At 63.3% G+C, this 25,354-nt stretch carries 23 protein-coding genes; 19 read left to right on the top strand and 4 right to left on the bottom strand.

The window, feature by feature from the left end:
• The first annotated feature begins 53 nt into the window (after positions 1–53).
• The 6 genes from BM338_RS17700 to rmuC all read left to right on the top strand — a co-directional run bounded on the left by BM338_RS17700 (position 54) and on the right by rmuC (position 6,469).
• Entirely contained in the window at positions 54–599 is a 546-nt protein-coding gene (locus BM338_RS17700; protein WP_090453211.1) for a DUF1190 domain-containing protein, read from the top strand.
• On the top strand, positions 599–1,780 hold the full coding sequence (locus tag BM338_RS17695; RefSeq protein WP_090453209.1) for a glutathionylspermidine synthase family protein: 1,182 nt from the start codon (positions 599–601) through the stop codon (positions 1,778–1,780). The genes BM338_RS17700 and BM338_RS17695 overlap by 1 nt, the downstream gene beginning before the upstream one ends.
• A gap of 100 nt (positions 1,781–1,880) precedes the next feature.
• Complete coding sequence (locus tag BM338_RS17690) at positions 1,881–2,318, top strand: hypothetical protein (RefSeq protein ID WP_090453207.1); 438 nt, start codon at positions 1,881–1,883, stop codon at positions 2,316–2,318.
• A 148-nt stretch (positions 2,319–2,466) separates the two neighbouring features.
• Positions 2,467–3,642: a class I SAM-dependent rRNA methyltransferase gene (locus tag BM338_RS17685; RefSeq protein ID WP_090453205.1), complete on the top strand. Its 1,176-nt coding sequence runs from the start codon at positions 2,467–2,469 to the stop codon at positions 3,640–3,642.
• A 36-nt stretch (positions 3,643–3,678) separates the two neighbouring features.
• A complete protein-coding gene (locus tag BM338_RS17680; protein WP_090453202.1) occupies positions 3,679–4,881 on the top strand; it encodes a DUF2252 domain-containing protein in 1,203 nt (400 codons plus the stop codon).
• A gap of 139 nt (positions 4,882–5,020) precedes the next feature.
• The gene (gene rmuC / locus BM338_RS17675; protein ID WP_090453200.1) at positions 5,021–6,469 is read left to right on the top strand and encodes a DNA recombination protein RmuC; all 1,449 of its coding nucleotides are present in this window, start codon (positions 5,021–5,023) and stop codon (positions 6,467–6,469) included.
• A gap of 132 nt (positions 6,470–6,601) precedes the next feature.
• On the opposite strand, the gene BM338_RS17670 is transcribed toward rmuC, so the two are convergent.
• Positions 6,602–7,417 carry a shikimate 5-dehydrogenase gene (locus tag BM338_RS17670; RefSeq protein ID WP_090453198.1) on the bottom strand — a complete coding sequence of 272 codons (816 nt, stop codon included), beginning with the start codon at positions 7,415–7,417 and terminating at the stop codon, positions 6,602–6,604.
• A 152-nt stretch (positions 7,418–7,569) separates the two neighbouring features.
• Between BM338_RS17670 and BM338_RS17665 the strand changes: the two genes are divergently transcribed.
• From BM338_RS17665 to BM338_RS17605, 13 genes are all read left to right on the top strand, one after another.
• Positions 7,570–8,361, top strand: a complete 792-nt coding sequence (locus BM338_RS17665) for a hypothetical protein (RefSeq protein WP_090453196.1) — start codon at positions 7,570–7,572, stop codon at positions 8,359–8,361.
• Between the two features lie 98 nt (positions 8,362–8,459).
• Entirely contained in the window at positions 8,460–9,059 is a 600-nt protein-coding gene (gene folE / locus BM338_RS17660; protein WP_090453194.1) for a GTP cyclohydrolase I FolE, read from the top strand.
• Complete coding sequence (locus tag BM338_RS17655) at positions 9,059–9,397, top strand: EF-hand domain-containing protein (RefSeq protein ID WP_090453192.1); 339 nt, start codon at positions 9,059–9,061, stop codon at positions 9,395–9,397. The genes folE and BM338_RS17655 overlap by 1 nt, the downstream gene beginning before the upstream one ends.
• A 169-nt stretch (positions 9,398–9,566) precedes the next feature.
• Positions 9,567–10,931, top strand: coding sequence for a TCR/Tet family MFS transporter (locus tag BM338_RS17650; RefSeq protein ID WP_090453190.1), 1,365 nt, complete (start codon positions 9,567–9,569; stop codon positions 10,929–10,931).
• The gene (locus BM338_RS17645) at positions 10,928–11,434 is read left to right on the top strand and encodes a DUF1993 domain-containing protein (protein ID WP_090453187.1); all 507 of its coding nucleotides are present in this window, start codon (positions 10,928–10,930) and stop codon (positions 11,432–11,434) included. The genes BM338_RS17650 and BM338_RS17645 overlap by 4 nt, the downstream gene beginning before the upstream one ends.
• 348 nt (positions 11,435–11,782) lie before the next feature.
• Positions 11,783–14,695: a TonB-dependent receptor domain-containing protein gene (locus tag BM338_RS17640; protein ID WP_090453185.1), complete on the top strand. Its 2,913-nt coding sequence runs from the start codon at positions 11,783–11,785 to the stop codon at positions 14,693–14,695.
• Between the two features lie 117 nt (positions 14,696–14,812).
• Positions 14,813–15,463 (top strand): DsbA family oxidoreductase, encoded by a 651-nt coding sequence (locus BM338_RS17635; protein ID WP_090453183.1) that lies wholly within the window; start codon positions 14,813–14,815, stop codon positions 15,461–15,463.
• 118 nt (positions 15,464–15,581) lie between these two features.
• Entirely contained in the window at positions 15,582–17,684 is a 2,103-nt protein-coding gene (dinG, locus tag BM338_RS17630) for an ATP-dependent DNA helicase DinG (protein ID WP_090453181.1), read from the top strand.
• Positions 17,681–18,250 (top strand): HutD/Ves family protein, encoded by a 570-nt coding sequence (locus BM338_RS17625; protein ID WP_090453178.1) that lies wholly within the window; start codon positions 17,681–17,683, stop codon positions 18,248–18,250. Before dinG ends, BM338_RS17625 begins: the two co-directional genes overlap by 4 nt.
• 73 nt (positions 18,251–18,323) lie before the next feature.
• A complete protein-coding gene (locus tag BM338_RS17620; RefSeq protein ID WP_090453176.1) occupies positions 18,324–18,902 on the top strand; it encodes an NnrU family protein in 579 nt (192 codons plus the stop codon).
• Between the two features lie 69 nt (positions 18,903–18,971).
• Positions 18,972–19,169, top strand: a complete 198-nt coding sequence (locus BM338_RS17615) for a hypothetical protein (RefSeq protein WP_090453173.1) — start codon at positions 18,972–18,974, stop codon at positions 19,167–19,169.
• 5 nt (positions 19,170–19,174) lie between these two features.
• Positions 19,175–19,765 carry a DUF938 domain-containing protein gene (locus BM338_RS17610; protein ID WP_090453171.1) on the top strand — a complete coding sequence of 197 codons (591 nt, stop codon included), beginning with the start codon at positions 19,175–19,177 and terminating at the stop codon, positions 19,763–19,765.
• Between the two features lie 74 nt (positions 19,766–19,839).
• Entirely contained in the window at positions 19,840–20,241 is a 402-nt protein-coding gene (locus BM338_RS17605) for a YchJ family protein (protein WP_090453169.1), read from the top strand.
• A gap of 54 nt (positions 20,242–20,295) precedes the next feature.
• Here BM338_RS17605 and BM338_RS17600 read toward each other — a convergent pair whose 3' ends face one another.
• From BM338_RS17600 to BM338_RS17590, 3 genes are all read right to left on the bottom strand, one after another.
• A complete protein-coding gene (locus BM338_RS17600) occupies positions 20,296–21,063 on the bottom strand; it encodes an NRDE family protein (RefSeq protein WP_090453167.1) in 768 nt (255 codons plus the stop codon).
• A gap of 13 nt (positions 21,064–21,076) precedes the next feature.
• Complete coding sequence (locus BM338_RS17595; protein ID WP_090453164.1) at positions 21,077–21,958, bottom strand: methylglyoxal synthase; 882 nt, start codon at positions 21,956–21,958, stop codon at positions 21,077–21,079.
• 228 nt (positions 21,959–22,186) lie between these two features.
• Positions 22,187–24,940: a TonB-dependent receptor gene (locus BM338_RS17590; RefSeq protein ID WP_090453162.1), complete on the bottom strand. Its 2,754-nt coding sequence runs from the start codon at positions 24,938–24,940 to the stop codon at positions 22,187–22,189.
• Between the last annotated feature and the right edge of the window lie 414 nt (positions 24,941–25,354).

Here is a 25,354-nt window from a genome sequence, read left to right as displayed (position 1 = left end):
TCCGCGCGTGGTTGCGGGCATGCTTGTCCGAATCACCGTTACAAGGATGGCCCGTGAAGCGTTCGAGGACCGCCGTACTGCTGCTGATGGGCGCCATGCCCCTGGCATTGACTGCCTGCAGCGGCGACGAAGAAGCCACCCGCGAGGGCCTGTACACCTCGGTGGATGCCTGCGTCGCGCAGACCCAGGACCGCGTCACCTGCGAGCAGGCCGCCAACAAGGCCAAGCAGGATGCGACCGAGAAGGGCCCCCGTTACGCCACCCGCGAAGAGTGCGCCGCCGGCGGCTACGACTGGGATCGCTGCGAGGAACGCCGCGATAGCAGCGGGCACTCCTTCTTCGGGCCGATGATGACCGGCTTCTTCCTGTCGCAGATGCTGCGCAACGGCTCGCCGATGGCCGGTTTCACCGGTAGCCCGGCCTTCCGCGACGCCAACGGGCAGTGGAAGCGGCCGGACCCGGGCAGCAGCAGCGGCTATGCCGGCGCTGGGGTGTATCGCAGCGGCGCATCGCCCGCCATGGTGCCGGTCACCTCGGCACCCGATCGCGCCGTTACGGTCAGCCGCGGCGGTTTCGGCGGCGCGCGCGGCGGCAGCTGATGCGGCGCATCGCGATTGCCGAGCGCCCGGACTGGCGTGACCGGGCCGCCGAATCCGGCTTCCACTTCCACACCATCGCCGGCGCGCCCTATTGGGATGAATCGGCGTACTACGCCTTCACCCTGCGCGAGATCGAGGAAGACATCGAGGCGCCGACGGAAGAGCTGCACGCGATGGCGCTGGATCTGGTCGACGAGATTGTGGGCAGCGAACAGCGCATGCGCCAGCTGGCGATTCCGGAACCGTACTGGGACTGGATCGCGCGCAGCTGGCGCGAGCGCCAGCCGCATCTCTACGGCCGCATGGATTTCGCCTACGACGGCAGTGGTCCCGCCAAGCTCTACGAACTGAATTACGACACGCCGACCTCGCTGTTCGAGGCCGCATTCTTCCAGTGGCAATGGCTGGAAGACCAGCTCACGCGCAGCCGCCTGCCGGCTGGCGCCGATCAGTTCAATTCGATCTACGAATCGCTGGTCGAAGCCTTCGGCACGATCGCACGGCATACCGCGCGTCCTTTCCTGTTCGCGGCCGTGGGCGACTCCACCGAGGACCAGGGCACCATCGCCTATCTGCGTGATTGCGCTTTGCAGGCGGGCATCGAATGCGACGCGATGGCGATTGAAGACATCGGCATCAGCGCGGACGGCCGTTTCACCGATATGGAAGATCGCGTGATCGGCTGCCTGTTCAAGCTGTACCCGCTGGAAGACATGTTCCGCGAAAGCTTCGGCCGCCACCTGCCCGGTTCGCACCTGCAATTGATCGAGCCGCCGTGGAAGGCCGTGCTGAGCAACAAGGGGATCCTGCCTTTGCTGTGGGACAAACACAGCGGCCATCCCAACCTGCTGCCTGCCATGTTCGACGATGGCGGCGAGCTGCCGCGCGGCTGGGTGCGCAAGCCGATCCATTCGCGCGAGGGCGCCAATATCGCCATGCATTTGCCCGACGGCGAACTACTGACGACCGACGGCCCCTATCGGGATGGCCCGTGCATCCGGCAGGCCTATCATCCGCTGGCCTCCTTCGACGGCCGGCATGCGCTGCTGGGCAGCTGGGTGGTGGGCGACCGCGCCTGCGGCATGGGTATCCGCGAGGACCGCTCGCTCGTGACCCAGGACACCGCGCATTTCGTGCCGCACGCCATCGTGGAAGAACCGCGCAGCGTGTTGATGGCCTGATTCCGAACGGCACCTACATCACCGCTGAAGACTGATGGCGGATCGTCGTTTCGTAGCGCGCCGGCTCGGCTAAGCTTGCCTCTTTTGAACGGGTCTCCGCGTGCGCAATTTTCTGTTCCGCCTGATCGGCATCCTCGAAATCGCCGGCGGCTTCTACGGTGCCTTGACCATGCTGCGCCGGCTGTTGCCGCTGGGCTCTACCCATGACGCGATCCTGGCGCTGATCGGCCTGCTGTTCTACGGCTTCGTGCTGATCGCCGGCGTACTGCTGATGGAAGGCAGCGAGCGCGGCGTCACCCTGTCGCGCGTCGCGCAGCTGATGCAGCTGCCGCTGATCGCGACGCCGGTGCTGAGCTATGCGCTGCATTGCGGCGCTTTCGTGAACGTGTTCGCCACCTTGCAGATGCCGCCACGGCTGGGCCTGGACTGGCACGTGGGTTCGCAGGGCTTCACGCTGGCCGTGGCTGGCCCGGCGGTGTCCCGCCTGGGCATCAACCTGCTGGCTCTGCTGTCCTGGTTGGCGCTGCGGATGCGCTAAGCGTCCACTCCCTCCCCTGCGTGCAGCGGGGGAGGGTCGGGGGTGGGGTCAAGCCTCTCAACGTGTAGCGCAATCACAAGAGCTCACCCCCTCCCATCCTCCCCCTGCGAGCAGGGGGAGGAGTTAGGCAACCAGCTATCATGGGCGGATGAATACCCCCGCATCTGCCCTCCCCGTCATTCGCCTCAAATCCGACCGCATGCCCGGCCATCCCTGGGTGTGGTCCGCGCAAGTGCATAAGCCCGAGACCCGCCTGCCGCCCGGCAGCGTGGTGGATGTGGTGGACGCCAAGGACCGCTTCGTCGGCCGCGGCTTCTGGAACGGCCATGCGCGCATCGCGCTGCGCCTGCTGACCAACGATCCCGCAGAACCGATCGACGCCGACTGGATCGCCGCCCGCATCGCGCGCGCCGTTGAACTGCGCCGCGAGCTGTTGCAGCTCGACGACACCAGCGATGCCTGGCGCGTGGTGCACAGCGAGGGCGATGGCCTGTCCGGCCTGATCGTGGATCGCTACGCCGATATCCTGGTGATCGAGTATTTCGCCGCCGGCATGTGGAAATTCCGCGAGGCGATCCACGCCGCATTGCTCACCCACTTCCCCGGCGCCCGCCTGTACTGGTTCGCCGAAAGCCATGTGCAAAAGCAGGAATCCTTCGACTGCCGCGCCGCCGAGGCACCCGCCGCGGTGGAGGTTCACGAGCACGGCCTGCGCTTCCACGCCGCGCCCGGCTCCGGCCACAAGACCGGCTTCTTCGCCGACCAGCGCGACAACCGCCGCCGCTTCGCCGAACTCGCACGCGGCCGCCGTGTACTCGACCTGTGCTGCAACGCCGGCGGCTTCGCCGTGCATGCGCTGGCCGCCGGTGCGAAAGAAGCCACCGGCGTGGATATGGATGCGGGCATCCTGGAAGTCGCCCGCGCCAATGCCACTGCCAACCAGCTCGACGCCAAATTCGAGCAGGCCGACATCTTCGATTGGTTGCGCGGTGCTATCACGCGCGGCGAGCAATACGATGCCGTCGTGCTCGACCCGGCCAAACTCACCCGCGACCGCAGCAAGGTCATCGACGCGCTGAAGAAATACTTCGCCATGAACCGGCTGGCGCTGGATGTGATTCCGCCCGGCGGCCTGCTGCTGACGTGTTCGTGCACCGGACTGGTCAGCGAAGAAGATTTCCTGGAAATGCTGCGCCGCGTGGCGCTCAACGCGGGGCGCGAGATCCAGGTGCTGGAAGTACGCGGGGCGGGCACCGACCACCCGGTGCGCAGTGATGTGCCGGAAGGGCGTTACCTGAAAGCCGTGTTCTGCCGGGTGATGTAACCGTCGTGATGTAGCACTCCTGAAGGAGAACGGGTCATGGTCGATGTCGTCGAATCTATCCGCACCTACAACGCCGGCCGCGAGTCCGAACGCCTGCAGCGCAAGTACGCGGCCATGCGGCGCGATCCCTTCACCTTCCTGCGCGGCGCCTGCCATCTGTTCTATGCGCAGCTGCCCGCCGCCAAGGTGCTGAGCAAGGCGCCGCCGGCCTGGGTCTGCGGCGACCTGCACCTGGAGAACTTCGGCAGCTACAAGGGCGACAATCGCCTGGTCTATTTCGATCTCAACGATTTCGACGAAGCGGCCCTGGCTCCCTGCACCTGGGAGCTGGTGCGGCTGCTGACCAGCGTGCAGATCGGCGCCGACAGCCTGAAGCTGAAACCTTCTCAAGCCCAGGGCTTGTGCCGCATCTTTCTGGATGCGTACCGGGCCTCCCTTTGCAACGGCAAGGCGCGCTGGATCGAACGCGATATCGCCGAAGGCATGGTGGGCGATCTGTTGCACGGCCTGCGCGGCCGGCTGCGTCCGCCTTTCCTGGACAGTCGCACCGAGCGCAAAGGCAAGCGGCGTACGCTGCGTACCGATGGCAAGAAGGCCTTGCCAGTCACTCGCAAGCAACGCGACAAAGTCACGGCATTGATCGAAGCCATGGCCACGCATGAGCCCAACCCGGCGTTCTATCGCGTGCTCGACGTGGCGCGCCGGATCGCCGGCACGGGCAGCCTTGGCATTGATCGCTACGTGATCCTGATCGAGGGCAAAGGCTCGCCCGACGGCAATTACCTGCTGGATCTCAAGGAGGCGGTGCCCTCCTCGCTGATACCGCACCTCAAACTTGTCCAGCCGGACTGGCGCAGCGAAGCCGAGCGCGTGGTGGCGGTACAGCGACGCATGCAGGCCATATCACCGGCGTTCCTGAGGCCCATAAACATGGGCCGAAAATCGTATGTGCTGCGCGGTCTGCAACCCACGCAAGACCGTGTCGCGCTCAGCGAATGGAACGGCAAGCTGGAACGACTTGAAGGCGTGCTGCAGGCGATGGGCCAACTCGTCGCGTGGACCCATCTGCGCAGCAGCGGCCGCGACGGCTCGGCGACTACGGACGAGTTGATCGCCTTCGGCGAGAAGCGCCGCTGGCCCGCCCAACTGCAAGAGCTGGCCAACGACTGCACCAGGCAAGTGCGGCGCGACTGGAAGGCCTTCGCCAAAGCCTACGATCAGGGTGCGTTCGCTGACTGACTGGCTCGAACTCCGGCAAAGAGTCGACGTCTTCGGGATAGCTATGCGTCGCGGGAAATCACCCTAGCCAATGAAGGCTTTTCTCAGTGTTTGAGATCGCACCGCGTACACTTGCGCCCTGCGCTATCCGGAATACCCCATGTCCACTACCGACATCCTGCTGACCGTCCTCGCCATCGCCGTGCTGGTGGTCATCGTGCTGCAAGTGATGGCGCTGTTGCGCAGTCGCGGCGACGGCGGACTCACCGCGCGACTGGATGCACTGAAAGACGACAACCGCCACCTGCGTGATGCGCTTGTCCAGGAACAGCGCGCCGGTCGCGGCGAGCTGACGCAGACGCTGGGCCAGTTTCGCGGACTGGTGCAGGAACAGCTTGGCGCCATGAGCGACCAGCAGCAGGAGCGTATCGGCGGTTTCGGCCAGCGACTCGAATTGCTTACGGAGCGCACGGATACCGGACTGCAGTCACTCGCACAACGGCTGACCGAAGACGCGCGCAAGAGTCGCGAGGAAGTCACGCTGACGCTCAATCGCTTCGGTGAACAGCAGCAGCAGCGTCTGGCCGCGCTTACCGCCGACAATGAAAAGCGCCTCGGTGAAGTGCGCGCCACGCTGGAGACCAAGCTCAAGGCGATCCAGGACGACAACGCGGCAAAACTGGAACAGATGCGCGCCACCGTGGACGAGAAACTGCAGAGCACGCTGGAAACGCGCCTGGGCCAGTCGTTCAAGCTGGTGTCGGAACGGCTGGAAGCGGTGCAGCGCGGTCTGGGCGAAATGCAGAGCCTGGCCACCGGCGTGGGCGATCTCAAGCGCGTGCTGACCAACGTGAAGACACGCGGCACTTTTGGCGAAGTGCAGCTCGGCGCGCTACTGGAACAGATCCTGATTCCAGAGCAGTACGCTGCCAATGTGGCGACCGTCCCCGGCTCAGCGGAACGCGTGGAATACGCCATCCGCCTGCCCGGTAGCAGCGGCGACCAGCCTGTCTGGCTGCCGATCGACGCCAAGTTTCCGATCGAGGATTACCAGCGGCTGCAGGATGCGCAGGAAGCCGCCGATGTGGATGCCGCCCTGGTCGCCGGCCGCGCGCTGGAAGTGCGCGTGCGCGAGGAAGCCAAGCGCATCCACAGCAAATACGTGGCGCCGCCGCATAGCACCGATTTCGCGATTCTGTTCCTCCCCACTGAAGGCCTGTACGCGGAAGTGATCCGCCGCCCCGGCCTGTCGGACCTGTTGCAGCGCGACTACCGCATCACCCTGGCCGGCCCGACCACGCTGACCGCCTTGCTCAACAGCTTGCAGATGGGCTTCCGCACGCTCGCGATCGAGAAGCGCAGCAGCGAAGTGTGGCAGTTGCTGGCAGCGGTGAAGACCGAGTTCGGCAAGTTCGCCGGCGTATTGGAAAAGACGCGCAAGAAGCTCACCGAGGCGAGCAATGTGATCGATCAGGCGGGTGTGCGTACTCGCGCGATCGAGCGCAAGTTGCGCGATGTGGAATCGCTGCCGGGGGAGCAGGTGCAGCAGTTGCTGGGCGAGACGCCGGTGAATGGCGATGAGGAAGAAGAAGACGAAGCGCCGGGTTGATTGACGCTTGGGCCACTCTCTCTTCGGCGACTCGTAGGGAGCCTCGAATAACTGACTTTCAAGCTCGTCATTCCGGCGAACGCCGGAATGACGAGTAAGGCTAGGTTATTCGAGGCTCCCTGTAGCCAACACCTATCCGCGAGCATGCGCCGCGGCTTGCACAATCAACGCATCATCCGGTCGCACCCCGGTGTACAGCACGAACTGCTCCACCGCTTGCAGGGCAATCACCTCAGCGCCAGTGATCACCGGCTTGCCCTTGGCACGCGCCAGGCGAATCAACGGCGTTTCCGACGGCAGCGCCACCACATCGAACACCACGCCCGCACGCTCCACTTCCTGCTCGGTGAAAGCCAGCGTCTCTGCCTCGGAGCCTTCCATACCTAATGGCGTGACGTTGATCAGCAGCTCCGCCTCGACACCTTGCATATCCGGCGCCCATGCAAAACCGCTGGTCTCGGCCAGCTTGCGTCCCGCCGCTTCATTGCGCGCCACGATATGGCCATGCCGGAAGCCGGCATCGCGCAACGCGCAAGCCACCGCTTTCGCCATGCCGCCGCTGCCGCGCAGCGCCAGCGTAGTTTGCGGCGACACTTTGTGCTGCTCGATCAACTTCGCGACTGCGATGTAGTCGGTGTTGTAGGCATGCAGATGGCCGCCGTCGTTGACGATGGTGTTGATCGATTCGATCGCCGCCGCGGAGGCATCGATCTCATCGACCAGTGGAATACAAGCTTCCTTGAACGGCATGGAGATGGCGCAGCCGCGTATGCCCAGTGCGCGGATGCCGCCGATCGCCGCCGGCAGATCGCGGGTGGTGAACGCCTTGTACACGTAGTCCAGCCCCAGCGCCTCGTAAAGATAGTTCTGGAAACGGGTGCCGAAGTTGCCCGGCCGGCCGGACAGCGACATGCATAGCTGGGTGTTGCGATTGATACGGAGAGTCATGCGGTACTCCTTGGTTTTTCGGCCGCCGGTTCGATGAGGCGGCGGCACATCAGCTCCAGCCTGCCATGAATCGGCCCGTGTTCAACCCCGTTCGGGCCGGGGGTGCGTTTCACCTCATGCATCGAGACGCGATGCCTGCCGGAGCCGCTCCCATGAAAACCTTGTTGATGACGCTGGCGCTGGTCGCCGGCCTCGCCCATGCCGGGCACGCTGCGGCGACGGGTCGCCTGCTGGATCTCAGCGTGTACGACCGCACCAGCCAGCGCAGCTTGCCGGTGTACCAGCACCATGGCCGCTACTACATCGCTGGGCAGCCGGGTCATCGCTATCAGGTAAGCCTGCGTAACCGTGGCGGCGACGATGTGCTGGCGGTGCTCTCGGTAGACGCGGTTAATGCGATCTCCGGTGAAACCGCGCAGTGGTCGCAGACGGGCTACGTGCTCGACGCCTATGCCACTACTGATGTGCTCGGTTGGCGCAAGAGCCTGACCCATGTCGCCGATTTCGTGTTCGCGGATTTCGAGCAAAGCTATGCCGTGCGCACCGGCCGGCCGGACAACGTGGGCGTGATCGGCGTCGCCGTGTTCCGCCGCCAGCCCATGCCGGTTCCGATGCCGATGCCAATGGCGCGCGCCGCTGACCGGATGGAATCGGCTCCCGCCGCCGCCGAAGTCAATGCGCCGGTCCCCGCCGCACCGCAAGCTCAAGCCCTTACCGCCCGGGCGAAAAGCGATGCACCGCTAGGCACCGGACATGGCGAGCGCGAGTACTCGGCGGTGAACTACGTCGACTTCAAGCGCGTCAGCGACACTCCCGACGAAGTGATCACGCTGTACTACGACACCTGGGACCATCTGGTGGCGCAGGGCGTGGTGCCTACCACCCCACCTCGGCGCGGTCGGCCGGAACCATTTCCCGGCGGCTTTGTGCCTGACCCGTCATGACTTTCTCCCACTCCTTCGGCGCGACAGGGCTAGCGCGCCGAAGGGTCTTGACGCAGGCGCTACACTGATACGCCTGAGTCTTAGCCGAAGGAATCCGCATGAGCGATCACGCCCACCCGACCGACGTCACCCGCGAGCAGGCCGAAGAAGCCGTACGCGTGCTGCTGCGCTGGTCCGGCGAGGACCCGACGCGTGAAGGCCTGCTCGACACCCCTAAGCGCGTGGTCAAGGCCTATCGCGACTGGTTCAGCGGCTACCAGGTGGACCCGGGTGAATACCTGCGCCGCACCTTCGAGGAAGTGGCCGGCTACGACGAAATGGTGGTGCTGCGCGATATCGAGTTCGAAAGCCATTGCGAGCACCACATGGCGCCGATTGTCGGCCGCGCGCACGTCGGCTACCTGCCCACCAACCGCGTAGTAGGCATCAGCAAGCTCGCCCGCGTGGTCGATGCCTATGCTCGTCGTTTCCAGGTGCAGGAAAAGCTCACCGCGCAGATCGCGCAGTGCATCCAGGAGAACCTGCGGCCGGCCGGTGTGGCGGTGGTGATCGACGCCAGCCACGAATGCATGACCACGCGCGGCGTGCACAAGCGCGGTGTGTCGATGGTGACCAGCCAGATGCTGGGCTCGTTTCGCGACGATGCGCGTACCCGCGCGGAGTTCCTGCAGTTCATCGGCATCCGCGGCGGACGTTGATGCGCGCTTTCCTGATTGTCGCGCTGCTGACGCTGCCGCTGCTGGCGGCGGCCCAGGGTTATCCCGGTACGCCGGCCGAGTATCTGAAGCTGATGGATACCAATGGCGACGGCAAGATCAGCGAAGCCGAGTACGTGGAGTACATGAGCGCCGGCTTCCGCCGCATGGATACCAACGGCGACGGCGTGCTGGAAGCGGACGAACTGCCCGGCGGCCGCGGCAAGCCCGTTACCTTGCAGCACTACCAGGACAACCTGCGGCGCCAGTTCCACAAACTGGACCGCAACCATGACGGCTTTCTCAACGCCAAAGAGCTGACGGCGCCGCCGCAAGGCTGAGCCTCCCCGTGTAGGAGCGCACCCTGTGCGCGACAAACCGGCAGTCCTGCCGGTTTGTCGCGCACAGGGTGCGCTCCTACACGTGATGCGCTGCGGCAACGGCTGTCGCTATCCCGATACACGGGTTGCGCTATCGTCTGCTCTTCCCATCCCCGGCTCCGCTCCCCACATGGACCAGCCCGTTACGCATGTCTCCGAACCGCGCCGCCGCGCGGCGGTCGCCTTCATCTTCGTCACCGTGCTGCTCGATATGCTGGCGTTCGGCATCGTCATTCCGGTGCTGCCACATCTGATCGAGCAGCTGGCCGGCGGCGGCATCGCCAATGCGGCGTGGTGGGTGGGCATCTTCAGTACGGTGTTCGCCATCGTGCAGTTCGCTTTCTCGCCGGTGCAGGGCGCACTGTCGGATCGTTTCGGGCGGCGGCCGGTGATCCTGATTTCCAACCTCGGCCTGGCGGTCGATTTCATGGTGCTGGCGCTGGCACCGACGCTATGGCTGTTGTTTGTCGCGCGCATCGTGCTGGGCATGACGGCAGCCAGCTTCACTACCGCCAACGCGTATATCGCCGACATCACGCCGAAGGAAAAACGCGCCGCAGCCTTCGGCATGCTGGGCGGCGCGTTCGGCCTGGGCTTCATCATCGGCCCAGGGTTGGGCGGTTTCCTTGGCGACATCTCGCTGCGTCTGCCGTTCTGGGTCGCGGCGGGACTGGCGTTATGCAATTTCCTGTACGGCCTGCTCGTGTTGCCGGAGTCGCTGCCGAAGGAGCGCCGCACACCACGCTTCGAATTGCACAGCGCGCATCCGCTGGGTGCACTCAAACTGCTGCGCCGCTACCCGCAAGTGTTGGGCCTGGCCGTCGTGATGTTCTTGGTCTACCTCGCGCATTACGTGCTGCAGACGACGTTCGTGCTGTACGCCGATTACCGCTACAGCTGGGGACCGCAAGCCGTGGGCTTCGTGTTGATGCTGGTCGGCGCCTGCGACGGCTCGGTGCAGGCCTTCCTCACCGGCCGGCTCACGCCGCGCTATGGCGAGCGGCGGGTATTGATCGCCGGCATGCTGTGCGGCATCGGTGCTTTCTTATTGATGGGCCTGGCGGACACCGGCTGGGTGTTCCTGCTCGGCATTCCGCTGATGGCGCTGTGGGGTTTGTCCGGGCCACCCATCCAGTCAATCATGACGCACCAGGTCGACCCCACTGAGCAAGGCCGACTGCAAGGCGCCATCGCCAGCCTGGGTAGCTTCGCGGGCATCTTCGGGCCGTATCTGTTCGCGCAGATCTTTGCGTTCTCGATCTCGCCACAGTCACCGATCCACCTGCCTGGCCTCGCCTTTGTGGTGTCCGCCGTGCTGTTGCTGATCGGCACCGTGATTGCCGCGCGCATTACCCGCCACATCACCGACCCCGCTACGCATCACGGCGAGGAACCCGCGCCGTGTGCGGCCACTGTTCCCGGTGATCTCTCACCGATCGCCGTCACCCGTCCTGTCGATCCCACACCGGTTAATCCCACGGAGCCATCCCCATGACCCTTTCCATGTACCAGGCGTCTGTCCCTGTATTTCTGCGCGCACTCAGCAACCTCAGCCATGTGCTGAAGAAAGGCGAAGCGCATGCGAAGGCCAAAGATGTCGCGTCCGAAGTGTTGCTGCAGACGCGACTGATCCCCGACATGCTGCCGCTGGTGCGGCAGGTGCAGATCGCCACCGACCTGACCAAGAACGGCACCGCCCGCCTCGCCGGCGTGGAGCCGTTGAAGTTCGAAGACACTGAAACCAGCTTCGAGCAGCTTCACGCCCGCATCGAGCGCGCCGTCGATTACATCAAGAGTTTCAAGTCCGAGCAGATCGACGGCAGCGAAGGGCGTACCGTCACGATCAAGACGCGCAATGGCGAGCAAAGCTTCGAAGGCCAGGCGTACCTGCTGCACTTCGTGCTGCCCAACCTGTTCTTCCACTGCACCACCGCCTACAACATCCTGCGCATGTCGGGCACGGAGTTGGGGAAGGTGGATTATATAGGGAAGGCTTGAGCACCTTCGACTAAGCATGCGCATCGGCTGGATCCGTCCAGCCGATGTCCGCCCCATACCTCCCCTACAAGTTCGCTACACCATCTACCGGATACCACCTACGCAACACGCGCAACGCGTTTGCGTTGAAAGCCGGCCCAGCGCGATTTCTCATCATCGCCGATTGCTTTAAGACCGGTCTGATTGCTCGAGCACGAGCACCCCAACTATTTACGTGATGGCGATTCGCAAAAGTTTCGTCAGAGGACACGGCTGTCGCGACGCCGCGATTCATAAGCCAACAGTGTCGAAGTCTCAGAGCGATGGACGACATCGCACCAACCAAGTCACTTCTCTTTGGGGAGAAACATGAAGACCAATGGATCTGGCGCACGCGCGCGCAACTTGCTTTCACTCGCCTGCTTTGCGGCGCTCGGCACCACACCAGCCCTCGCTCAAGATCAGAAGACAGGAGCCGACGAAAGCAAGGCCACCAACCTGAGCTCAATCACTGTCACCGGCACGCGCATTTCTAATCCCAACGTCATCTCGCCCACGCCGGTCAATGTGCTCACAGCCGACGACATCAGAGCCACCGGCGCGGTCAACGTTGGCGACTTGCTGACGACACTCCCGCAATTGGCCACTACCTTCACCATGGGCAATTCATCGCAGTACATTGGGACGGCCGGGGTGCAGCAGCTCGATCTACGCAACCTAGGCCCGGAGCGTACCTTGGTGCTGGTCAATGGACGGCGTTTTGTAGGCGCAAGCGCCGGCAGCACCGCCGTTGACATCAACATGATTCCGGTGGAATGGATAGAACGGGTCGAAATCATCACCGGTGGCGCATCAGCGGTGTATGGCGCCGATGCGGTAACCGGCGCGGTCAACTTCATCCTCAAGAAAAACTATCAAGGCGCGAAGCTGAATGTGCAATACGGTACGTCCGAGCATGGCGGCTTCGATCAGAAGCTCATCACACTGACAGGTGGCACGAACTTCGCGCAGAACCGCGGCAATATTGCGGTATCGGTGGAACACAGCAACCAGGGATCGCTTGAATTTCGCGATCGCTTTGGCCACAAGTCCTACAGCTCCATCAAAACACCGAACGGGCCAACGGACACGGTATTGTTCAACAACGCCGGCAGCTACTTCTACACCAATGGCGGCACGTTCTCGCTGGGCAAGTTGACTGACATCAGTAAGCGCTACGTATTCAATCAGGATGGCAGCGTGCGCCCGCAGCGCTTCGACGGCATCTATGATGACGCCGGACGTTGCTCCGATTGCGATCGCCTGGACGCGAACCAGACGCAGGAGCTCCAACCTCGTTACGGCCGCACTTCGCTGAGCAGCGTTGCCACCTTCGACATCACGCCCGAGCATCGGCTTTATTTCGAAGGGAACTACACGCATGTCGACGTCAAGGATTTCCGTTCGCCGGCCTTCGGCACCTACACGATTACTCGCGACAATGCCTACATCTCACCCAGTCTGGCAGAGCTTATGGACCAGAACGGGCTGGACAGTATCTATGTCACTCGCAATGACGTTGATGCTGGTCGTCGCGGCGAAGACACCAAGCGCAACACCACTCGCGCAGTCTTCGGCACGAATGGCGTGATCGCGAATGACTGGGAATACGACGCCTCACTGAATTATGGTGTGACGGATGAAACCCGGCATAACCTCAACAACCGCATCAATGACCGTTTCGCGGCATCGGTTGATGCCGTGCGCGATCCGGCAACCGGCAATATCGTCTGTCGCTCATCGATCGATCCTGGCGCGCCCAATCCCAATGCCGACCCGAGCCATGGCTTTGTACTTAATCCGATTGCGCTTGGCGGCTGCATCCCTACCAGCATCTTTGGCGACGGCGCCATCAACCCTGCCGCCGCGCAGTGGTTCAATGCCGCCACGACCACCAAGTCCCGACTGACTCAGTTCGTTGGTGGCAGCAGCATCACCAACAACAACCTGTTCCAGATGCCCGGCGATGCCGGTGCCGTGAGTCTCGCCGTGGGCGCCGAGTTCCGCCGCGAAACCAGTCGCCAGGATACCGACCCGCTGGATGTCGCGGGCCTGACTTTCCTCAATGCCATTCCCCCGTCGGGTGGTGCCTATGACGTGAAGGAGGGCTACATCGAAACCGGCGTACCGCTGCTCGCCAACCGCCCTTTTGCCAAGAACTTGTCGATCGATGCTGCCGTCCGCTTTTCCGACTACAGCACTATCGGCCATACCAAGGCGTGGCGCTGGGGTCTGGATTGGGCCATCGATGACAACATCCGTCTGCGCGGAACGCTTTCCAGCGCCGTAAGGGCGCCGAATATCGATGAGTTGTACAGCGGACAGACGCAGAACTACTTTTCGGTAACCGATCCATGTTCGGCCAATCAGATCAAGAATGGGCCGAACCCTGCGGTACGTCAGGCCAACTGCCTTGCCCTGGGCGTTCCACAGGGATGGACCTCCACCAGCAAAGCCACGATCGAAGGCATCTCTGGCAGCAATCCTCACCTGCAACCGGAGACAGGCCGGACCTGGACCGCCGGCATGGTGATCACTCCACAGTTCCTGAGGGACTTCGGCCTGACCTTGGACTACTGGAACATCAGGTTGACCAACGCCATCAGCTCACCTGGTGGTGGAGATATTGCCAATCAGTGCGTGGACTCACCGGGCGGCATCAATAACGTGTATTGCCAGAATGCCATGCGCGATCCCGAGACCAATGAGATCGTGTTCATCCGCTCCGTCGCGCAGAACATCTCGGCGCTGAGCACTTCGGGCATCGACATCGGCGCCTATTACTCGCACGCATTGGGCGCCGGCAAGATGCGTTGGAATATCAACGCCACCAAAGTCATCTCCTATGTTGACCGTCCTTTCCAGGACAATCCGGAGGTCGGCTATCAGAACAATGGAACGCTGGGCTTTCCTAAGTGGAAAGCGACCCTTGGTGCGACCTATACGCTGAACAATTGGGCGTTCAACTGGAACAGCCGCTACTTCTCGCGCATGCTCCGGGTCGGCAACGAAAGCTATGAATCCAATCCGATGCAGATCACACCGATCCGGGCCGGTGCCGGCTTCTTCAACGACGTACGCGCCAGCTATTCGATCAAGAACAGCGGCTGGCAGATTTATGCCGGCATCACCAACGTCTTCGATCGCGACCCGCCAGTGAACTTGTTCGGCACCGGCTTCGGCTCGGCGCTCTACGATGCGCTCGGTCGCAGCTACTACGCAGGTTTCAACTACAAGTTCTAACGCTTTGGCTGACTTCAAGCCTCACCGGGGCCGGCATTGCCGGCCCCTTTTTGTGCTTGCGTCCGGATATTCAATCCCCATTTGAGGGCAATCGACTCTGGCAAGGCAGATATCAACATGACCTCCAAGCAACTCAAAATCGACTTCGTCTCCGACGTCGTCTGCCCCTGGTGCGCCGTGGGCCTTAACTCGCTGGAGCAGGCGCTGCGCCAGCTCGATGGCAACGTGGCTGTCGAGATGCATTTCCAGCCATTCGAACTGAACCCAAAGATGGCACCGGAAGGCGAGAGTGTTGCCGAGCATCTGGCGCACAAGTACGGCAGCACGCCGGAACAGATGGCGCAGAACCGCGAAGCGATCCGCCAGCGCGGCGAAGCCGTGGGCTTCACTTTCAACATGGACAAGCGCGACCGCATCTACAACACCTTCGATGCGCACCGGTTGCTGCACTGGGCGGAGCTGCAGGGCAAGCAGGCGGCGCTGAAGCATGCGCTGCTGGGTGCGTATTTCACCGATGGAAAGAATGTGAGCGACCATCAAGTACTGGCCGACGTGTCCGAACAGGTTGGACTCGATCGCCACGAAGCACTGGCGGTATTGGCGGAAGGCCGTTTCGCGGACGAGGTGCGCGAGCAGGAGCGCTTCTTCCAGGCACAGGGCATCAGCGCCGTGCCGTCGGTCATCATCAACGACCGTTACCTGATCCAGGGCGGCCAGCCGCCGGAAGTATTCGAGCAGACCCTGCGCAAGATCGCCGCGGAAGGCTGATCAGGCCTGGGTTTTCCCGCCGACCGGGCGCGATGCCGCCCGGCCGCTTACAATGGCCGGACCGCGCCCCGCCCTTCAGGCGACCGGGCGCCCCTCCGATACGCTCCCCGCCGGCCCGATGCTTACCGACGACACCAAGGAATCGATCCGCGCCGCTTATGCGCGCCTGAAGGAAGGCCTGCCCGGCTTTCGCGCGCGCGCGTCGCAGGGAAAGATGATCGCGGAAGTCGCCAAGGCCCTGGCGCAGGAAGGTGGCGCGGCGGTGATCGAAGCGCCCACCGGCACCGGCAAATCGATGGCCTATCTCATCGCGGGCGTGGAAGTGGCGCGCGCGCAGAAGAAAAAACTGCTGATCGCCACGGCAACGGTGGCGCTGCAGGAGCAGCTGGTACAGCGCGACATCCCGCTCTATCTCAAGCTCAACGGGCGCGAGGCGAAGGTGGCGCTGGCCAAAGGCCGCGGCCGCTATCTGTGCCCGCGCAACCTGGCGATGGCGCGCAACAGCGTGCAGGACTCCGGGCAGATGGGCCTCGGCTTCGATGCCGATCTGGCCCTGTGGTCCAAGCCGCCGGCGGAGCGCGACAAGCAGGTGCTGTCCAAGCTCGCCGGTGCGTTTGATCGCGCCGAGTGGGATGGCGACATCGACAACGCGCCCGAAACGCCCGGCGACATGCTGCGCGCGATGATCACCACCAGCGCGGGTGGTTGCACTGGGCGCAAATGCGGCCAGTTCATGGCCTGCCCGTTCTTTGCCGCGCGCCGCGCGGTGGGCGACGCGGAGATCATCGTGGCCAACCAGGATCTGGTGCTGGCCGACCTCACCATGCCGCGCGAGGAAGATGGTTTCGGCGGCGTGATTCTGCCTAAGCCGGACGAAGTGCTCTACATCTTCGACGAGGGCCATCACGTACCGTCCAAGGCCATCGATCGCGGCGCCGCCGACGTGCATATGAATGTGGCGGTGCGCCAGCTCAGCCGGCTCGGCCGGCAGATTCATGCGGCGTATTCGCTCACCGACAAGGAAGTGATCGGCAAACTCACGTTGGACGCCGGCGACCAGAAGCTGCAGGAATTGAGCGACGCGCTCGAGGAATTGGAGAAAGACATCCGCCTCGCCTGGCTGCCTTCGCCTGACGACGACGAGCCGATGTACCGCGGCTCGCTCGGCCAGCTACCGGAATCGTGGGTGGAGCATGCGCGCGCGCTCTACGTGTTCACCGGCGAGATGGAGCGCTGGATCGGTGCCGTGCGTCGCGCCGTGCTGGAAATGACCGAAGGCGGTCCCACCAACGAAGCGCTTTCGCGCGAACTCGGCATGGCGCTGGAACGCATCGACCGCCAGCTGCGCACCTGGCGCGCGTGGTCCAGCGAGGATCGCGACGGCGCGCCGCCGCTGGCGCGCTGGGTCACGCTCACCGCGGATCAACAGCTGGTTTGTCATGCCTCGTCGGTTTCCGCCGGCGCGCTGCTGCGCAGCGTGCTGTGGGGCAATGCGAGCGCGGTGGTGATGACCTCGGCCACGCTCAGCGCGGGCGGCAATTTCCGCGGTTTCGCCGATGCGGTCGGCCTGCCCGACGAAGCCGTGACGCTGAGTCTGCCCTCGCCTTTCAACCTCGCCGTACAAGCGCGATTGGAAGTCCCTGCGTTGAACGCGCTGCCCGATGCGCGCGAAGCACATGCACAGGAAATCACCGACTGGCTGGCCGCCAACCTCGACTGGGATGCCGGCAACCTGGTGTTGTTTACCTCGCGCGCCAAACTGGATCGTGTGCTGCAGAAACTGCCGATCGAGTACGTGCGCAAGGTGCGCGCACAAGGCTCGTTGGGCAAGGCGCAGCTGGTCAACGAGCACATCGCTGATATCGAAGCGGGCAAAGGCAGCACGCTGTTTGGTCTCGCTTCGTTCGGTGAAGGTCTCGACCTGCCCGGCAAGTTGTGCGAGACGGTGGTAATCACCCAGCTGCCGTTCGCCGTGCCCACCGATCCGGTCGGCGCCACCTATGCGGAATGGCTGGAATCGCGTGGCCGCAATCCATTTATCGAAGTCACCGTGCCTGAAGCGACGCGCCTGCTCACGCAGTATTGTGGCCGCCTGATCCGCACCGAAACCGACCACGGCCGCATCGTGCTGCTGGATCGCCGCGTGGTGCTCAAGCGCTATGGCGAACGCATGCTCAATGCCCTGCCGCCGTTCACGCGCGTGATCGAACGCGCCGCATGAGTCCGCGCATCATCCGCGCAGCAGATTGCCCGCCGCAGCCGTGGAAGAACGGCATGGGCCGCACGCGGGAGATCGCGGCATTTCCGCCGGGTGCGGACATGGCGAGCTTCCTGTGGCGCATCAGCGTGGCCGAAGTGGATAGCGCCGCGCCGTTCTCCGTCTTTCCCGGCGTCGACCGGCACATCGCCTTGCTCGACGGCGCGGGTTTCAGCATGACGCTCAACGGGGCACATAAGCATCAGCTGGATCGCCCCTATGTGCCGTTTGCGTTTCCGGGTGAAGCCTCTGTTACGGTGTCGCTGATCGACGGTGCCACGCGCGACTTCAATCTGATGCTGCGGCGCGGACAGGCGGTGGGCCGGATCGATACGTGGCTTGCTCCCGCACATGAGATGCCAGGCGACGATGTCGTATTGATCTACTGCGCTCGTGGCGAAGCAGAAACCACCCATGGTGTGCTGCAGGCTGGCGATGCCCTGTTGTCGCCTCGACCGGGCACGAAGCTTGAGCTGAGAGACGGCACCGTCGTACTCGCCGTGTCCGTCGAACTGCGCAGCGGATCGTAATTTCCCTCGACTGACATCACACCCCCAGCTAGGCCGCCTATACTCCGTCCACCTACTCCGGAGGCAATCCGTCATGTGGCTGCTGATCCTAGGCTTGGTGCTGTTTCTCGGTGTGCATTCCATCCGCATCTTTGCCAACGACTGGCGCGATCAGCAGTTCGCCCGGCTTGGTGAGAAGAAGTGGAGGGGCCTCTACTCCGTCATCTCCATCATCGGTTTCGTGCTGCTGATCTACGGCTTCGGGCAGGCGCGCCTGCAACCGGTGCTGCTGTACGTGCCGCCGATGTGGCTGCGGCATTTGAATGCACTGTTCACCCTGATCGCGTTCATCCTGATCGCCGCCGCGTACGTGCCGAACAACCATTTCAAGGCTCGCCTGGGTCATCCGATGCTGGCCGGCGTCAAAACCTGGGCGTTCGGCCACTTACTGGCGACCGGCATGCTGCATGACGTGGTGCTGTTCGGCGCCTTCCTGCTGTGGGCGGTGCTGGATTTCGTGGTCTCGCGCCGGCGTGATCGCCTGGCCGGCACGGTTTATCCAGCGGGCACGGTGCGTGGCGACGCCATCACGGTGCTGGCCGGCCTGGTGGGTTGGGCGGTGTTCGCCTTCGCGCTGCATGCCTGGCTGATCGGCGTGAAACCAATGGGGTGACGGGAGTCATCTACAGCACGACGCCGGCGCGCGCTAAAGTCGCCGGCATCTGACCCGGGAGGACCTCTCATGGCCGCCTTTCTGCTTTGGCTGTTGCTACTGGTGTTCTGTTGGCCGCTGGCATTGCTGGCACTGGTGCTCTACCCGATCGTGTGGCTGATCTCGCTGCCGCTGCGGCTGGTCGGCATCACGGTTACCGCTGTGTTCTCGTTCCTGGGCGCCCTGCTGATGCTGCCGGCCCGCGTACTGCGCGGCAAACCTGCCTGAGCGGCGTGGTGAAACCATTCGCTCCGGCCTGCGAACGCAATCGCGACCCCATTCTTACGGTGCTTCGCCAGCAATTCGCCGACCGGCAGCGGGTGCTGGAGATCGGCAGCGGCACGGGACAGCATGCGGTGTACTTTGCCGGAGCGATGCCGCAGCTGAGCTGGCAGTGTTCCGATCGCGCCGAGCATCTCCCCGGCATTCGAATGTGGCTGGAAGAAGCGGCGCTGCCCAACACGCCAGAGCCACTTGAGCTCGATGTCGGCAGCCATTGGCCCGCGCAGCGCTACGACGCCGTGTTCAGCGCCAACACGCTGCACATCATGGCCTGGGACGAAGTGGAGGCGCTGTTCGCGCATTTGCCGCAGATCACCACCGAGGATGCGCGGCTGGCGATCTATGGGCCCTTCAATATTGACGGCCGCTATACCAGCGACAGCAATGCCGCTTTCGATCAATCGTTGAAGGCTCGCGGCGCACACATGAGCATCCGCGACGCGGCGGCGGTTGACGCCTTGGCTGCGAAGTCCGGTTTCAATCTGATCGCCGACATCGCCATGCCGGCCCACAATCGCTGCCGGATCTGGCAGCGCGGCTGACATTGGGTGCCAAGCCTGCGTAGCGGTGGCATGATGGCGAGGACCTCTCTCGCCCTGCGCCCACTCTGCCGCTGATGCAAGCGATCGACACGCTCACCCCCTGCCCCTGCGGCAACGCCGAAGGCTATGCGCGCTGCTGCGGGCCACTACACGAGGGTGCGCTGGCGGCAACCGCAGAGCAGTTGATGCGTTCGCGCTACAGCGCGTATGTGCTCAAGCGTGAGGACTATCTGCTGGCCACCTGGCACGCCAGCACCCGGCCCACCACGCTGAAGCTCGGCTCCCAGCAGCCCGCACCCACCTGGCTGGGCCTGACGGTGCAACGTCATGAGAGCGATGGCGATCATGCGGTGGTGGAGTTCGTGGCGCGCCTGCGCTATGGCGGCGGCAAGGCGCAGCGCATGCATGAAATCAGCCGCTTTGCGCGCGAAGCAGGACGCTGGTATTACGTCGACGGAAGCTTCCCGGACGTCTGAGCTTTAACCCTTTCCCTCCGGGAGAAGGAATGACGCCCGCCGCGACAATGCGATCTAGGCCACTCCAAAACTCAACGCCGTCTCCCCCTCAACCCGTCCATTCGGCCCAAAGCGCCGCTCGATCATCACGCCCCGGCCATCATGGCCGATCGCCACTACCGTGCTTGCCCGTGTGCCGTAGTGTTCGCCGCGGATAAACGCCGACGACAACCAGCGTTCGCGCTCCAGACCCACGCCGGTATCCGGCAGCGTTTCATCCGGCGCACGATGCTCGTCTGCCAGCGCCGTGAACAGCGCTGCGAAATCGCCATCGTCCGGCGTCGACGTCAGCCACGCCTGCAACTGCCCGATCAAGGCGTGCGTTTTCGGCCAGGGCGTATTGAAGTCGGCGTTGGACAATCCGTGCACGCCCGGCGTGACGAGCTGCGCTTTCGGCGCCGGACGGTTGCCGAGATAGAACGCGTCGCTTGCATCGAAGGTCAACAGGTTGAACGGCCGGTAGTCCGCGGCTGTTTGCAGCAGCGACGTTGCGTGCATTGAAGCGCCGGCCTCGCCACGCAGATAGTCGGTGGCCAATAGTCCTCGCGACACACCCTGCTGTGGATCCCGCGGATCGCGCACGTTGGTCACCACGCAGCAGCGCCCGTCGTCGGTCGCGCCAAGCCAGGTACCACCGGCTTCCAGATCGCGCCCACCGATCAGGGGCGCGTCGTTCCAGCGTGCCAGCGGCGCACTTGGCCGCGCATGGAATTCATCGCGATTGCCGGCCAGCACCAAACGCCAGCGTGGATGCGCCTGCCAGGCAAAGCCGATCAGGCACATGTGTGACTCCCGCTCAACATGGCCGGCTCGCTGCGCGCCGGATGGCCGCCTCCGCCCAGCGTTTCGCCACCACCGGACTGGTGATGCACACCGCGTCGTCGGTCACGGTGGTGACAGCGCGTTCCAACAGCTGGATATCCGCCTCGTGCTGGCGCGCCACATGCGAGTCTTCAAAGAACAGCACACGCTGGCAACGCCGCTCCAGCACCAGGTCTGCGATCTGCGCATCACCACCCATCGGACCGCTCTGGTAGCGATGCACCCAGTTCCGTTCCGCCGGCCAGCCGCGGCTCCAGGCCAGCTCGTTCAAGCGCTGGCCGGTGGTACCGGTGGCGACGCGATGCGCGAAACGCGAGAGCAGATCGAAATGCTCCGCCGCGTAAGTCAGCATCTGCGGCTTCATCGCATCATGCGCGATCAGCGCCAGCGTCTGTGCCTCCAGCGCGTGAAAACCGTCGGCGTTTGGATCGGGTGCGAAGCCAGCGCGGATGCGCTCCAGCTCCACCCAATCGCAGGCAGACGCCACTGTGGAAATAAATGGCTTCTGATGGATCACGCACTGGCGCTTGAGCGCCACCGCCTCGGGAAATATCGAGGACGGGTTGACCGGGTTGATCAGATAGATCGCGCCATCCAGCACGCGACCGGACTCCGGCAGGCCCACCACTTCCGCCACCAGTTTCATCAGGCCACCCTCGCGCCCGTAGGGATAGCGCACCAAGCCGGCATAGCCGGCGAGCAGGTCGGTGCTGGCAATCGCGTCGTAGGTGCGACCCACCGCATGCAGGCTGATGCCGAGTTCGCGGATGCCCTGCCCACACGCGCGCAGCCAGCGGAACAGCGCTGCCTCATCGTGGCTGTGGTGAAGATAGTTGGCGGCCAGGCCCATGCGCATGCGGTTTCCCCTGAAGCTCATCCAAAGAACCGGCAAGCCGGTGGTGGAGCCACAACGATGGCGACAAAGAGGCCGCACTACAAGTAATTCAGCACAGCCTTCTCGATGGGAGAGGCATCCAACACAAAACGGCGCGCCGATCACTCGGCGCGCCGTTCCGTGCAGTACTTGCTTGGCTTCAGCCTGTCATCCGCTGCGACACCTGCAGCGGGCGATGGAACGTCAGGCTCAGAACTTCATCTTCACACCCAGGTTGTAAAAGCGACCCACCACGCCGGCCTGCGACCAGGTCGGGTTGTAGTTCGCACCGGCACCCGCGTAGTTCGCCGGGTCAAACGGCGCCTTGCGGTCGAACAGATTCATGACCGACGCCGTAATGGTGAAGTTGTCGTTGATCATGTAGCTGCCGGTCAGGTCGAAGTCGTAGAACGCGTGGATCTTACAACTTGCCGGGAAGTTGGTACCGGCAGGTGTGGTGGTCAGACAGTCGCCATCGAACATGCCATTGATGCCCACGTCCGAGGCGATTTCGCGATAGCCGCTGGTGTAGTACAGCGTGCCAGTGACGGTGAGCGGACCATATTCCACCGTATTCGCCCATGAGGCGCGGCTACGCGGCGTACCGGCACCCGAGGACAGGTTGTACGGTCCCTGGGTACCCACATAGGTCTGCTTCGTGCCGTCGGGCAAGGTCAGTGCCCACTGGAAGATCTGGGTACCGCTCAGCTCGGTGATGTAGTGCAGGTTGTTGGCGAATTCGAAGTGCGCCTGCACGTCCACGTCCATGCCCGTGGTCTTCAACTGCTGCGCGTTGAGGTACGAACCGATCAGCTCCGACGGACGCGGCTGGGCGTTCGGATGATCGGGGTCGGGCAGATCCGGAGTCACGGTCACGCCCGGAGGCTGCGGCAGACCCGCGTAGTAGTTGGCCAGCGCCGCCGCCGTGTCGGCCTGGACGATCAGGTTCGACTTCTTGATGTTGTAGTAGTCGAACGAAGCATTGAGCCAACTGGTCGGCTGGAACACTAAGCCGAAGGTGAAGCTCTTGGATTTCTCCGGCTTGATGTTCTTGTTCGCCGTAGTGAATTCCGACAAGGCATACGGAATGGTCACGTAGGGGCTGCCGCCGTGTAGCGCCTGGAAGGCGGGCGGCGGTGTATAGGTGACGAAACCCTGCGTGGAGCTCGACCCATTCTCAGAGAAGGCCGGCGCACGGAAACCCTTCGAGTAGGTGCCGCGCAACGCGACCCAGTCGAACGGCTTGTACTTGAAGCCGATCTTGGGCGAGAAGTTGTTGCCCGCATCGGTGTAATGGTCGAAACGGCCCGACGCATCCACTTCCAACTGCTGCAGCAGCGGCATGTCGAACTCAACGTAGGCACCGCTCACCTGGCGGCTACCCTTGGTCTGCGCGTTGCCCAGCCCCTGGAACTCGAAGTTCGGGTTGAGCGTGGGATCGTTCTGCGCTTCGTGGCGGAACTGGGCGCCCATGGCAACGCCCATCGGGCCACCGGCCATATCCCACAGGGTGCGGCTGGCGCTCAGGTCCAGCGTGTCCATGTCGGACGTCGAGGTCTTGTTATAGCCCGGGGCCAAGGCTGAGCGTATGGCTGAGGAGTTGCTGCCCGGGTTGGCGAAGTTGTACGTACCCTTGGCGACCGCATCGAGCAATGCGGTATAGCTGATGAAGCCGTACTGCGTGGTGTTCAACCAGCTGTGGTTGAGCACCAGGGCGACATCATAGTTCCAGTCGGCAACCTGACCGGACACATCGCCAATGATGCGTGCGGCGTGATTGTTGTAGTTGAAGCCCGAGGGAATGTCACCGAAGTTGTAGCTGATGCGCGCCGGCACCGCGAATGGATTGGACGGGTTGCCTACCGGCAGCGTGATGTTGTTGGTGTTGTTCGGCGTGCCGTTCTGGATCCGGTTAGGCCCGCCCGGCGCCCAGGTCTTCGTCTCCATGAAGCTGGCGTCCATGTACGCCTTGGTGGTGTCATTCAACTTGACGGTGAAGCGCCCGGACACCCCGCCCTGCTCCATCGCCGGCTGCAACGTGCCGAACTTGTTCACGCCGTCGAAGCGACAGTAGCTGCCAGTATCGTCGGTGATCAGGGGACCCGTGGTACAGGGCATCAGCGGCTGCCATAGCGAACCGGGGGTATCCGGCCTGACCGCGCCATTTGGGCCACCGTTGCGCGCGGCAGGGCCACCCAGGCCCGGCCCGCCGAGCGAGCTGAGGTCACCCGTATTGAACGGGAAACCACGCTGTCTGGTCCGGATCGGGTTGTCTTTCTGGTACTGCACGCTCATGTAGGCGTTGTAGCGATCCTTATCCAGATCACCACCACCGGCCAGCAACGTGGCTTTACGCGTGAAGCCACCACCGTGCTGCGAGGTACCGATGTCGACCGTGCCCATCACACCCTTGAAGCTCGGTCGCATGATGATGTTGACCACACCGGCAATCGCGTCGGCACCGTACAGCGACGAAGCGCCGTCCTTCAGCACTTCGATGCGTTCCACCGCAGCCAGCGGAATGGAGTTCAGATCGACGAACGAACGCTGGCCGTCATCCGCCACCGGATAGCTGGAGAGGCGATGGCCATCGACCAGGACCAGGGTGGAGTTCACTGTCAGGCCGCGCAGCGCGACGCCGGAAGAGCCGGCCGCAAAGCCGTTGGCGAAGGCATTCGGGATCGAACCGCTGTTGTCGGAAGAAATCGAACGCACCACATCCGATACGGTGGTGAGACCGCTGCGCGCGATCTGCGTGGCGGTAATCACAGTCACCGGTGAAGGCGTCTCCACGTCAATACGTGGAATCGCCGAACCCGTCACCGTAATCGTCTGCAATTGCTTCGCCTGTTCCGGCGGCGGCGGATTGGACGTTTGTGCGGGGGCCGTGCTTTGAGCGAATACCGCGCTGGCGGGAGCGAGCATTAATCCGACCAGAGCCAAGGCAAGCTTGTTGCGCTTCATGGGGATAGCCTCTCTTTGTAAAGGGCCTGCAATAAGCCAGTTAATCCTCAGCGATGCGTGGGGGAATGCGCTGATAGACAGCGCTCGCTGAATGCTGGCGGGGTGGAGTCTTCCACTTTAAGGTTGGCTTCACAAGTTCCATGACTTTAGTCATAAGTCATTGATCATCGAAACATTTTGCGACCGGTCTGAAGGCGAGCAACCGTGGCCTTCCAGCAGCAAAAGCGGACATCGATAATCATGGTGAAAATGCGCTTTTTATAACGATCTAAATAAAACAGTGATTACTTGCGCATGCGAATAACGCGTGAAAAAGCGGGTTATATGCGCCCTATTTTCACTGTGCCTGCGGATATACCGCTTCTCAGCGCACGCTCTGATGACGCAAGAAAATGCCGGCAGCACTAGAGCTGC

This window comes from Dyella sp. OK004 (assembly GCF_900114495.1).
GTDB lineage: Bacteria > Pseudomonadota > Gammaproteobacteria > Xanthomonadales > Rhodanobacteraceae > Dyella_D.
This window is presented reverse-complemented; position numbering and strand designations above follow the sequence as displayed.